Genomic DNA, 11,695 nt, shown 5'->3' with positions numbered 1-11,695 from the left:
TCGAAGCAAGCCGCAGAAATATCACGCTACGTCGACTCCGCTGAACTACTGCGGCCCGACCAGCACAACGAGCCGACCACAAAACCGGCACCAACTCGGGAAGGGACTAACTCGCGTGGCATCGATTCAAACATTGGAACGTCGCATCGTAGCCCTGGAAGCAAGATTGGCCGACATCGAAGGCGGCTATGGTGACACCCTGTATCACCTGCGCCGCGCCAGCATCAAGTCCGAACTTCGCCTCGGAAAGATTCTTGACCACCTCCACATCGCTCCCTAATCGGAGAGTTCCCACTACAATGGCTGCATACTCTGTGAAACTCGTGTGGGTGCAGCGACTATCGTCGGATCCTGCACACCAGGATATGTGTGGCACGTTTGATTGGCCCGCAGGTTCCGGGCTCGACCGAGTATCGGCCGATTCGGCGTGTTACGTGGCCGTTGTTTGACAGAGAAGGAAGATATTGCGGCAGGCAATCAAGGAATTCGTACCACAATCGGCAGCCGACGCGTTCTTCGCAATGAAGTATGCCCGATGGCGACTGCCCTTCCGCCCGAAGTACCTGCCTCTCGTCGAGGGCAAGTATGGAATCGAGGTCGGAGGGCCGAGCAAGCTCTTCCACACGGTGCTGCCCTTGTACCGATGCGCGGGGGGTTAGATGGGGTGAACTTTTCCACCGACACGATCTGGGAGGGCCGCATCACGCCCGGCCAGAGCTTCGGCTACGGCGGCGACGCCCTCGGACGCCAATTTGTCTCCGAAGCGACCGACCTCAGCCAAATCGCTTCTGAGCATTACGATTTCCTGTTGTCGTCGAACTGCCTCGAGCACGTCGCCAACCCTCTCAAAGCCTTGAGGGAATGGAAAAGGGTCATCAAGGCCGGGGGCGGGCTTGTGCTCGTCCTTCCCAACAAGAAGAGCAACTTCGACCACCGACGCCCGGTCACCCCGTTTGAGCACTTAGTGGAGGACTTCACTCGTGACGTCGGCGAAGACGATCTCACCCATCTCGACGAAATCTTGAGCGCGCACGATTTACGGCGGGACCCGCCCGCCGGCGATTTGACGCATTTCAGAGAGCGGAGCCTGAAGAATTTCCAGAACCGCACCCTTCATCATCATCATGTGTTCGATGTCCGCCTGATCGAGGAAATGCTGCAGTATGTCGGCTTTGAGACCTTGGATACGACCACCACTCGGACCGACTTCTTCGCGCTGGCTAGGAAAAAGCCGGACATCAACCCGGCGTGTGGCTAGGCATTCGCCAGACGCGATGAGGTCACTGTGAAGTCTGCAAGCATGCCGCCCCGCACCTCTGACCGCGGTGCCCACCTGGCCGCCCTGCGCTACCGCTTAGGCGGTGACGCGCTGCGCTTCGTCTGCGAAACCTACCAGGACCTTCCACCGGTGCCTCCATCTGGCCGGCGCACGCTTGTTTTCTTCGCGCACTTCGATCCGCAGGGCGTCGTTGATCCTTACGTCGTGTATTACCTGGAGGCGCTGCACGGACTCGGGGCAACGATCGTTTTCGTGTCGGGCTCGCCGAGCCTCACGCGTGAGTCCGTCGCTCCCATCCGCCCCTTATGCGCCGGCATCTACACCCGCCACACGCTTTCATTGGACTTCGGTTCGTGGCATTTGGCTTGGCATATCGTCAGGCAGCGTGGCTGGTCGCTCGACCAGTTCGATCGCTTGGTCATTGCCAATGACAGCGTGTTCGGACCACTCTTCCCCATCGAAGAGATGTGGAGTTTTTTTCACGATGCAGACATGTACGGCGCCATCGAAAGCGCCGAGTACCTACCCCACCTGCAATCTTTTTTTCTTGTCTGGGATCTCAATGCGCGTACCCGCCCCTTCCTCAACGACTTCTGGAATGGCTTCCGATACATCGTCAATAAGCACGCACTCATCCGGCGATACGAAATCGGCCTATCTGGGCGTGCTCGCGAAGCAGGGCTGATGATCAAACCTTTCATCTCCGCCGCCACCATAGAAGCAACGTACGGGCGCTCACCGGCACATCAGTGGGCTAGTAGGTTCTCGGGGCCGCCCATGAATAACACCCTTTACTTCTGGGACGGCCTCATCGAACATCTGCGGTATCCGTTTCTCAAAACAATTCTGCCCCGGTACAACCAGCCCTGGCACGACTCCATGGCACAGTTGAGGGACTTCATCGAACAGCACGCGCTCTACCCTTACGAACTCATTCAAATGAACATGGACCGGCTCGGCTGCGGAGCGCCTGCCTGGGTGAGGCCGAACGCCACGCCGTCCTAGCTAACAGACTGGACCTCTTATCCCCGTCGCGTCTCTTATCCGTCGGGCGTGGGCGAACTCACGAAAAGGTGCCATTGTCAAGATTTTCATTCGCGACCATCGATCCGGCCCGTAGAACGCGATCTCCTGGGCCAGCCTCAGCCATGCGGGTGTCCACCACATCGCCGCGATGATGCGAACGATGCGGGGCGATGCCGGGTCTATGAGCATCCAGGTGAGCACACGCAGTTGGTCGAGCCACCACCGCCGTGTGACCAGGTTGCGTCCGCTCTCGGACGTGGTGGTGTGGTTGCGTACCGAAAGCGGTTCTGGCGCAAAGCAAACCGCCGATCGCAGCATGAGGCGCAACCACATGTCCAGATCGACGAGTTGGTAGACATCGTCGCGGAACCCTCCTGCGTCGAGCGCCAGTTGACGCCGGAACATGACGCAGGTCGGTTCACCGATCCAATTGTGCAATCCTCGTCCACCCAAGATCATCTGTGTGACGAGCGACGGGCCATGGTTGTGCTCTCGGAGCGTGCGGAAATGGTGGTGCATTGACCCGTATCGGCGCTGCCAGTCGCTGTCGTCGCTCACCACACGCCGCGGAGCGAAGGCCAGGCCAACCGCCGGATCGTCGAAGTAGCGGGCAAGCGTCTGCAGAGCACCCGGAAGCAGCCAGTCATCGCCGTGGACGAATTGCACACAGCTTCCGTGCGCCAATGTGAGGCACCTGTTGTGGTTTCCGTTCAGGCCGAGGCGACAGGGGTTACGTATCAGTCGGTCGCCGGGCCTGAGCATCGCTTCGGCCAGCGCGGCGCTGCCGTCGGACGAATTGTCGTCAACGACCAGGATCTCGAACTCTGCGCCTTCCTGGTCCAAAATGCTGCGCAGGCAACGCGCAATCGTGGAGCTGTTGTTGCACATCGGTACACACACCGAGATCAATGGTTTATTGGCCGGGCCGCCACCGTCGTCGAATTTCAACGCGGTTCAACCTCAGTGACCCGCCAGGTCGCGCCCTCGGTCGCCAACGGGTGCGCGCCGTGGCCACAGTTGTTGGCTGGTTCGCTGGAAACCGACTGCACTCGCGGGTCGTTGCCCATGGCCATTTGCTCAATGTACCTTCGCCGTCTGAGCTTTGGGCGCCCACAGTGGAGGTACCCGAAGGTTCTTCGGAGCGACTGCGGTCGATGTAAGGTTAGCTCGTGTCGCTTTTGATTACAGTTCCGGTCTTCGGCCAACACGACTATACCCATGCGCTGGTCGAGGACTTGGAACGCGAGGGCGCCGAATACCTCATCGTCGACAACCGCGGCGACTACCCCAAGATCGGCAACGAGCGGGTCACCACGCCCGGGGAGAACCTCGGGTGGGCGGGCGGTAGCGAGCGGGGCATGCGGATCGCGTTTGCTGAGGGCTATTCCCATGCAATGACGCTGAACAACGACACCCGCCTCTCGAGGGGATTTGTCACCGGCCTACTCGGCCCGGGCCTGCCCTCGGATGCGGGGATCGTGGGGCCCATGATCGATCAAGGGTTTCCCTGCGCGATACCCGATCACAAGCCGGCCGCCGCGAACTACAACCCGCGTCCACGATTTCGATCGGTGCCTGCCGTGGAGGGCACGGCTCTCATGATGTCGCGGGAATGCTGGGAGGCTCTCGGTGGCATGGATCTGCGGAACTTTGGGCGATACAACGGATGGGGGGTCGATCTCGATCTCGCGATACGTGCAAGGAATGCCGGTTTCGGTGTCTACGTGACCGAGATGGCATATATCAACCACTTCGGTGGCAAGACGGCCAAGGTCAGCTTCGGCAGATGGCGATACGAGTGGAACGCCAACGTTGCGGTGGTGCGCGGTATGGGGCGTGTGCACGGCCGCAAGTGGCGCGATCAGTTCGACGGAGCGCTGATGGGTGAGGGCCCATCCGGGTGGCGTTCCAAAGCCATGCTGACGGCCGCAATGACGGGTGAGGCCGCCGCGTTCATAGATCGCTTACGCGGCCGTCGGGCATCCAAGGATCGGCTCAGCTAGACACTGGACTGAGCGGCAACCCGGTAGGCGCGCACGGCGAGCGGAATGAACACCGCGACCAGCGCAATTGCCCACATGACCGTCAGCGCCAAGGGCAGCAGAAGCGGCCCATCATGTGCGAGGGCGCGCATCACCTCCATCGGCGGTGACATCGGCTGAATTTGAACCACCGGACGCAACCAATGGGGAAAGAGGGCTACTGGCGTGGCACCGGAACTCATGAGTGCCAGCGCGGTGGCCCCCGTGGCCAGATAGGTCACGATGGCGCGCCCATTGGCGCGGATGGCCAGCGTCATCACCAGCGCCGTGAACCCGACCACCACGAGCGGCGGGATGAGTATGTAGACGAAAGCGTAAGGCCAGCCGTGCGTGAAACGCAGACCCATGGCCGTTCCGACGACGGTGATCAGGATCGTGCTCATCAGCGTTCGCGCGGCTTCGGCGACGAGCCGTCCGGCGATCGCGCTGGCCCGGTGTACGGGTAGCACCCACATGCGACGGAGCATCCCGGACGCACGCTCCATCGGGATGCCGACGGCGCTCCCGAGGCTTCCGAACATCGCCGCGAGCACCGCGCACATGGGGACCAGACCGTAGATGCTGTCGACGCCCGTGGCCGTGCGGATCTGCTCACCGAGCAAAGCCCGGTAGATCACCAACAGGCAGACAGGCAAGACCACCGAGCTGATCAAGGCCGCCGGCTCACGCCGCCAGCGGGTTATGATTCGGCCAGCCTGAAGCCAACTCTGAGCTATCAGCGAGCCTTCCGCACTCGCGCGCGAACTCACTGGCCGCGCCTCTGCAGCCGCAGCGTGACCCCACCGAAAACCAGCAACATGGCCACGCACCACCCTAAAGCGCTCACCAAATGGTCGATGGGCACCCGTCCGGCCGCCAGACCGCGTAGCGTTTCCGCGGTCTGAGATACCGGCTGGTCACGCACGAACGGGCGCAACCAGCCGGGAAACGTCTTTTCCGGTGCCACCCCCGTGGACAGCATGATCAGCAGCAACTGAGGTATCAGCAGCAGCTGGCCGACTGCCTCGGAACTACCCTTGGTGGACCCCAGCGCGTCAGCGCCCAGTGCGACAGCCAGGCACAGCAGTAGCGCGAGCAGTATGAAGGCCAACCCGTAGCCCGGTCCGCCGGTCAGCCGGAATCCGGACACGAACCCGGCTGTCATGGCCGCCGTCAGGGCGATCCCGGCCCTGATCAGGGTGGCCGTGATGCGAGCGCTCACCGGCGCGGCGGCGGAAATCGGCATGGTTCTCAGCCGGGTCCCCAGCCCGATGGTGCGGTCGCGACCCGCGCGGTCGGCGGTGAGCGCCGCGGCCATGATCATCGACTGGACGACCACCGCGGGCAATAGATATTGCGGATAGGTCAAGTGGCCGGTGTCGATGAGGCCGTGGGTGGCCATGGTCAATCCGACGAGAGTGGCGGCCGGTACACATATCTCGAAGATGATCGTGACGTCGCGCAGCGAATAACGCAGTGACCGTTGGGTGAGGGCGGCCAGTGCGGTCATGATCGGGCGACGACAGGCCCGGTGAGGTGCAAGAACGCCTCATCGAGCGAGGGTTTGCGCAGCGAGATGTCGGCGAGTTCGATGCCGAGCGTGTCAAGTCGCCGAAAGACCTCAGTCAGCGTGACGACGCCGTCCCGGGCGAGTACGGAGACCGAGTTGGTGTCGGTGTCGAGGTCGATGCCGTCGAGGCCGGCCAGCGCGTCGGCGACCCGGGACAGATTCTCGGGGTTGGCGGGTGTCACCTCGCAGTAGCTGGCGCCCACTTTGCGTTTGAGTTCGTCCGCGGTGCCGCTGGCAATCACTTTCCCGTGGTCGATGACGACGATTGAATCACTCAGTGCGTCAGCCTCTTCTAAATACTGCGTCGTCAGCAGCACCGTGACCTCCTGGGAAGCCAGCGAACTGACCAGTGCCCACACGTCGCGGCGGCTGCGTGGGTCCAGTCCGGTGGTCGGCTCGTCAAGGAAAAGCACTTTCGGTGTGACCATCAGTGCGCTGGCGAGATCGACGCGCCGCCACATTCCTCCGGAATACGTCGATACCCGCCGGTCGGCGGCGGCGACCAGATCGAACTGCCCGATGAGCTCGTCAGCTCGAACGTTTGCCTCGCGGCGACCCAGCCCACGGAGCCGGCCGAAGAGCACGAGATTCTCCCTGCCGGTGAGCATGGGGTCTACCGCGGTGAATTGGCCCGTGATGCCGATGCTGGCACGCACCTGCGCGGGCCGGCGGATGACGTCGTATCCGGAAATCATCGCGGTGCCTGAACTGGGCCTGATCAGCGTGGACAGAATGTTGATCGTGGTCGTCTTGCCGGCGCCGTTATGTCCGAGTAAGCCGCACACCGTCCCGGCCGGGACAGAAAAGCTCACCCCACGCAGCGCACGTGTGGCCCCTCCGAACGTCTTCGTGAGGCCGTCGACCTCTACGCCAAGTTGACTCACGAGGGGAGTATTTCATGTGTGGGGGCCGTCTGCTCGAAAACGCGGAAATCCGGCTTGTTGCCGGCGTCTCACCTGATACTCTGGCGACTCTTTTCAGCTCATTGAATGATCGAGATGACCGCCTTGGCACGTTTTTGCAGCGCAGATCACCGGCGATTGCACCGTCGCGCCAACTGGCGGCGCGGCTGGCGGCGCGCGCAGGCCACGCTGATTCCCTGGTCACCACGGGTGCTGGCGAAACGGCTGGAAAGCCAGGCCGACATGCTCGGCGGCCACATCGCCCGCGGAGACACGGTCCTTGACGTGGGATGTGAAACCGGTCACCTGTGCCAGTGCCTCGGGGACATGCACGGCGCGACGGCCACCGGTATCGACGTGCATGACGCGCGGACCATCCCGATCGACTTCAGCGTGTTCGACGGCAGGTCGATCCCCCTCGACGACAACACCTTCGACCACGTTGTGCTCAGCTTCGTCCTGCACCACTGCAACGATCCGATGGCTCTGATCAAGGAATGCCGCCGGGTTGCCCGGCGCAGCGTCATCGCATTCGAGGACCTGCCCGAAACCCGAGTCGAAAAGGCGCTGACCACAATCCACATCGGGGTGTTCAGGCTGGCCTACCGGCTCGAGTCGGCCGGCGATTATCGAACCGCGCTGACGTGGCTCGGCGAGCATGCCACCGACGTGGTCGAGACGCCGCTGCCGCTGGACTGGTTCGACGTCTTATATCGTGTTCCCCACGTCATGCTCGTCTATCGATTGCCGGACGAGTGAGACGAATGACGGTGCGAGTGGTTCGATGAGGTTTGCCCTGGCTAGCAGCGGGACTCGCGGCGATGTCGAACCGTGTGCCGCGGTCGGCCTCGAGTTGCTGCGCCGCGGGCATGACGTCGTGATGGCGGCTCCCCCCGACCAGGTCGGCTTCGTGGCGGGAACCGGGCTGACGGCGGTTCCGCTCGGGCCGCCCACCGGGGAGATCCCGGAAGCCTTCGTCACCCCGTGGAAGATTCAGGACCCGATCAGACCGATCCGAGCAGCCCTGCAGCACGTTGCGCAGCAGTGGGCGGAGGTGGGCGACACGTTGAAGTCGCTCGCGGCCGGTGCCGATCTGCTGTTCACCGGTGTCTCGTATCAGGAGGCTGCGGCCAACGTCGCGGAGTACTACGGCATCCCCGTGGCCGCATGGCATCACGTGCCGATGCGCCCGAACGGCCACCTGATTTCGGTCGTACCGTCCTCGTTGCTGCGATCCGCGATGCGGGTTACCGACTGGGTGCAATGGCGTATCACCAAGCGCGCGGAGGACGCGCAGCGACGCGGACTCGGGCTGCCCGCGGCCGCTGCGCCCGCCTCGCGCCGGATGGCGGAACGAGGTTCGCTGGAGATCCAGGCCTACGACGCACTCTGCTTTCCGGGCCTGGCGGGGGAGTGGGACGGCCGGCGACCGTTTGTCGGGGCGTTGACAGCCCAGCTACCCACGGAATTCGACCAGGACGTGACCGAGTGGATCGCGTCGGGCACGCCGCCGATCTACTTCGGCTTCGGCAGCATGCCGGTCACGTCACCCGCCGAGATGGTGGACATGATCACGGCGGCGTGTGCGGAACTCGGCGGGCGGGCGTTGATCTGCTCCGGGGCGAACAATTTGACCGACGTATCTGTTTCCGACCGCGTGAAAATTGTGCGCGCGGTGAGCCACAGCGCCGTCTTTCCCGCGTGCCGAGCGGTGGTTCATCACGGCGGCGCCGGCACCACCGCCGCAGGCATGCGCGCCGGGGTGCCCACCCTGATCCTGTGGGTCGCCTCCGACCAGCCGATCTGGGCGGCCGTGGTCAAACGGCTCAACGTCGGCACTGCCCGGCGCTATTCACGCGTCACACGACAATCGCTGGTCACCGATCTGCGCCGGATACTGGCGCCGCACTACGCAGACCGGGCCCGCGAGGTCGCTACCCGAATGACGACAGCGCCCGCCAACGTCGTCGCCGCCGCCGATCTCCTGGAATCCGCCGCCCGGGGTCAGCCATTCGCCGCGCCCCGCGCGCATCTTTGCCATACTCGCCGGATGCCTTCTGCCATCCATGTGAGATCCAGCGCGCTCGTCCTGAAGCTCGTCGCCAAATACGGGTATCCCATCGGAACCCGGCTGATGGGCGCCGACGAGATGTTGTTCATCAACTGGGCCTACGAGGAGGACCCGCCGATGGCACTGCCGTTGTCGACCTCCGACGAACCCGACCGTTACTACATCCAGCTCTACCACACCGTGGCCACCCAAATTGACCTCGAAGGCAAGAAGGTGCTGGAAGTCAGTTGTGGCCACGGCGGGGGAGCCTCGTATCTGACGCGCACCCAGCACCTGGCGTCCTACACCGGCCTCGACCTCAACCCGGCCGGAATCCGCTTCTGCCGGAAGCGTCACCGGCTGCCCGGCCTAGATTTCGTGCAGGGCGACGCCGAGAAACTTCCTTTCCCGGATAGTTCCTTCGACGCCGTGCTCAATGTCGAGGCTTCCCATCACTACCCGCATTTTTCGCGATTCCTCGCCGAGGTCGCGCGCGTGTTGCGCCCGGGAGGCCGCTTCCTGTACGCGGACCTACGCGCGCAGCATCTGGTCCCGGAGTGGGAGGCGGCTCTGGCCGCCGCGCCGCTGCGGCTGGTATCGCAACGGCACATCGACGACGAGGTCAAGCGGGGGCTGGAGAAGAATTCGCCGCGGCTGCAGGAACTGATCGACCGTCGCGTGCCGAAATTCCTGCGCGGCTACGCGCGCAGCAACGCCGGCGTGACGGGCGGCAGCCTGTACAACGGTGTCGAGCTGGGCCTGTTCTCCTACCGCGTCTACTGCTTCGTCAAGGATTGAGTTCGCGTCGATGCCGGTGCTGATCGCGGCCCGGCGCGGCCGCCGCAACGGTAGGGTTGGCCCGTGTCGTTACTGATCACGGTCCCGGTGTTCGGGCAACACGAATACACCCACGCCCTGGTCGGGGACTTGGAGCGCGACGGCGCCGACTACCTGATCGTGGACAACCGCGGCGACTATCCCAAGATCGCCGATGAGCGGGTCAGCACACCCGGGGAGAACCTCGGCTGGGCCGGCGGCAGCGAACACGGGTTTCGGATAGCGTTCGCGGAGGGCTACTCCCACGCGATGACCCTCAACAATGACACACGAATTTCGAAAGGCTTCGTGACCGGGTTTCTCGATCCGCGGCTACCGGCCGACGCGGGAATCGTCGGGCCGATGTTCGATCGAGGGTTCCCGTACGCGGTGGATCAGCAGAAACCCGAAGCGGCGGCTTACCGCCCCCGGCCGCACTACCGTGTGGTGCCCGCCGTGGAGGGGACGGCGCTGATGATTTCGCGTGAATGCTGGCAGGAGACCGGTGGGTTGGACCTGACCAGCTTCAAGCGCTACGGCTGGGGACCCGACCTCGACCTCGCGGTGCGCGCCCGGCGGGCGGGATACGGCGTCTACACCACGGAGATGGCCTATATCAACCATTTCGGTCGCAAGACTGGCAATGTGCGTTACGGTGCCTGGCGTTACGAGCTGGGCGCGAATGTGGCCATGTTGCAAGGGCTGCGGAGGCTGCATGGCCTGGCCGCGACGCTGGGCATCATGCGCCAGATCGGGATCGCGCACGACCGCCAATGGCACAGGTCGCTCCCGTTGGACAATCCGACGCGCCAGCTCAAGGACTGAGATCCGGACAGCCGCTCAGCCGGGAATCTCGGCGGTCAGGTCGAATTCGTCCAACGTCCCCAAGACGAGTTCCCGCAGCGCCTGCCGTGTCATGGTCATGCCGGGAAGCCAGGCGTTGATCGAGATCCACAACTTGCCGTGCAGCCGTCCGGACACCACATATAGTTGCCCGCCCACGCCTTCGAGAATGCCCCTGCTGATGCCGGGTTCCACCAAGCGCCCGGCCGTGTAGGCGGCGTCGGTGCCATCCGGTCGATTCACCGCGGGGTCCTGTTCGCCGAGGTTGGAGCAGCCGATGGGCAGGCGCGCGGCCCCCAGCCCGACTCCGGCGGCCCGGCGCGCCACCCATTTCGGCGTCATCGACGTGAGCGGCAGCGTGGCCAACAGCTCGTCGGACGTGATTGACAGGTCGGCGAACGCCCGTTTGATCTTGATGCGCACGTCGCTGAGATCCGAGGCCAACCGGTCCGGGTCCACCGAAGCCACGGGCAACATCACCGCGTTTCCCCGCGTGTCGTTTTCGGTCCGGTCGCTGATCGGTAATGACAAGGTGACCGTTCCGTCGTCGCACACGCGTCCAGCCCGCACGCCGAGCCTTCCCGCGAATCCCGCCAAAAGCGTATTACCGTTCCCGCCAAGGCTTCTCGCGCACGCGTCCCACTTCGCCAGGTCGACGTACACGCTCAGGGACGGCACGGCGACGGGCTGGTCGCCGCCGGCGACCCGCCGCATGGACCGGCCCGAGCTGAACGATGCGCTGACGTCCTTGCGTTGGCGACGGGCGACGCGGATCGTTGCCGCCAGCGCCCGCGCGATCTCCGGGGTGGAGGCGATAGTCTGGCGGCCGTCCTGCAGCATCGCACGCCGGCGGGTGCGCGCACCGGGCGGTGGATACCCGAGATGGCGGGTTAGTCCCTTCGCTGCGTCGGCGATCGCACCGACGAAGCCAAGCCCGTCGGCAACGGTGTGCGATGCCGTGAGGCAGACCGCCGTCCCGCCGTCCTCAAGGGGCAGAGTTCCCAGATGCCAATTGGGCCCGCACTCGGGATCAATGGCCATACCCGCCCGCTCGAAGGTCCAGGCGCCGACTTCGGAGCGGGGACGTGGTGTTTCGGCGACGTCGATGTCGGCCGGACCCCGGTCGACCACCCACCGGTCACGCGCGAACGGCAGTGGTGACCGCTCGACGCGCCGACCCAGCAGCCC

The 11,695-nt window shown here is 64.0% G+C and carries 10 protein-coding genes and 3 pseudogenes; 8 read left to right on the top strand and 5 right to left on the bottom strand.

What is annotated here, in order from left to right; all coding sequences use genetic code 11:
- The 3 genes from AC2VON_RS13320 to AC2VON_RS13310 all read left to right on the top strand — a co-directional run.
- Positions 1-280: hypothetical protein (locus tag AC2VON_RS13320; protein WP_486953391.1), on the top strand; the 280-nt coding region annotated here is incomplete at its 5' end.
- Between the two features lie 384 nt (positions 281-664).
- On the top strand, positions 665-1,258 hold the full coding sequence (locus AC2VON_RS13315) for a methyltransferase domain-containing protein (protein ID WP_486953390.1): 594 nt from the start codon (positions 665-667) through the stop codon (positions 1,256-1,258).
- A 42-nt stretch (positions 1,259-1,300) separates the two neighbouring features.
- Positions 1,301-2,284, top strand: coding sequence for a rhamnan synthesis F family protein (locus AC2VON_RS13310; RefSeq protein ID WP_486953389.1), 984 nt, complete (start codon positions 1,301-1,303; stop codon positions 2,282-2,284).
- On the opposite strand, the gene AC2VON_RS13305 is transcribed toward AC2VON_RS13310, so the two are convergent.
- Complete coding sequence (locus tag AC2VON_RS13305) at positions 2,285-3,253, bottom strand: glycosyltransferase family 2 protein (RefSeq protein WP_486953388.1); 969 nt, start codon at positions 3,251-3,253, stop codon at positions 2,285-2,287. It lies immediately after the preceding gene.
- 221 nt (positions 3,254-3,474) lie between these two features.
- Between AC2VON_RS13305 and AC2VON_RS13300 the strand changes: the two are divergent.
- Positions 3,475-4,152, top strand: a pseudogene (locus AC2VON_RS13300) (glycosyltransferase family protein); the annotation flags it as partial.
- A gap of 152 nt (positions 4,153-4,304) precedes the next feature.
- On the opposite strand, the gene AC2VON_RS13295 reads toward AC2VON_RS13300, so the two are convergent.
- The 3 genes from AC2VON_RS13295 to AC2VON_RS13285 are packed head-to-tail and all read right to left on the bottom strand — an operon-like array spanning position 4,305 to position 6,780.
- On the bottom strand, positions 4,305-5,096 hold the full coding sequence (locus AC2VON_RS13295; RefSeq protein ID WP_486953387.1) for an ABC transporter permease: 792 nt from the start codon (positions 5,094-5,096) through the stop codon (positions 4,305-4,307).
- Complete coding sequence (locus tag AC2VON_RS13290) at positions 5,093-5,836, bottom strand: ABC transporter permease (protein ID WP_486953386.1); 744 nt, start codon at positions 5,834-5,836, stop codon at positions 5,093-5,095. Before AC2VON_RS13290 ends, AC2VON_RS13295 begins: the two co-directional genes overlap by 4 nt.
- A complete protein-coding gene (locus AC2VON_RS13285) occupies positions 5,833-6,780 on the bottom strand; it encodes an ATP-binding cassette domain-containing protein (protein WP_486953385.1) in 948 nt (315 codons plus the stop codon). The genes AC2VON_RS13290 and AC2VON_RS13285 overlap by 4 nt, the downstream gene beginning before the upstream one ends.
- 114 nt (positions 6,781-6,894) lie before the next feature.
- On the opposite strand from AC2VON_RS13285, the gene AC2VON_RS13280 reads away from it, so the two are divergent.
- From AC2VON_RS13280 to AC2VON_RS13265, 4 genes and pseudogenes are all read left to right on the top strand, one after another.
- Positions 6,895-7,557: a class I SAM-dependent methyltransferase gene (locus AC2VON_RS13280; RefSeq protein WP_486953384.1), complete on the top strand. Its 663-nt coding sequence runs from the start codon at positions 6,895-6,897 to the stop codon at positions 7,555-7,557.
- 25 nt (positions 7,558-7,582) lie between these two features.
- Positions 7,583-8,800: pseudogene (locus AC2VON_RS13275) on the top strand (glycosyltransferase); the annotation flags it as partial.
- A gap of 48 nt (positions 8,801-8,848) precedes the next feature.
- Positions 8,849-9,646 (top strand): phthiotriol/phenolphthiotriol dimycocerosates methyltransferase, encoded by a 798-nt coding sequence (locus AC2VON_RS13270; RefSeq protein ID WP_486953392.1) that lies wholly within the window; start codon positions 8,849-8,851, stop codon positions 9,644-9,646.
- Between the two features lie 63 nt (positions 9,647-9,709).
- Positions 9,710-10,489, top strand: a complete 780-nt coding sequence (locus AC2VON_RS13265; RefSeq protein ID WP_486953383.1) for a glycosyltransferase family protein — start codon at positions 9,710-9,712, stop codon at positions 10,487-10,489.
- A 15-nt stretch (positions 10,490-10,504) separates the two neighbouring features.
- Here the strand turns inward: AC2VON_RS13265 and AC2VON_RS13260 are convergent.
- A pseudogene (locus tag AC2VON_RS13260) lies at positions 10,505-11,695 on the bottom strand (fatty acyl-AMP ligase); the annotation flags it as partial.

The organism is Mycobacterium sp. TH-M82 (genome assembly GCF_057473605.1).
Note: the sequence above shows the minus strand (reverse complement) of the source record. Positions and strands in the feature narration are given on the sequence as shown.

Coding starts and splice junctions, on each gene's coding strand:
- AC2VON_RS13310 (WP_486953389.1), top strand. CDS start 1,301: ATGCCGCCCCGCACCTCTGACCGCGGTGCCCACCTGGCCGCCCTGCGC.
- AC2VON_RS13290 (WP_486953386.1), bottom strand. CDS start 5,836: ATGACCGCACTGGCCGCCCTCACCCAACGGTCACTGCGTTATTCGCTG.
- AC2VON_RS13280 (WP_486953384.1), top strand. CDS start 6,895: ATGACCGCCTTGGCACGTTTTTGCAGCGCAGATCACCGGCGATTGCAC.
- AC2VON_RS13270 (WP_486953392.1), top strand. CDS start 8,849: ATGCCTTCTGCCATCCATGTGAGATCCAGCGCGCTCGTCCTGAAGCTC.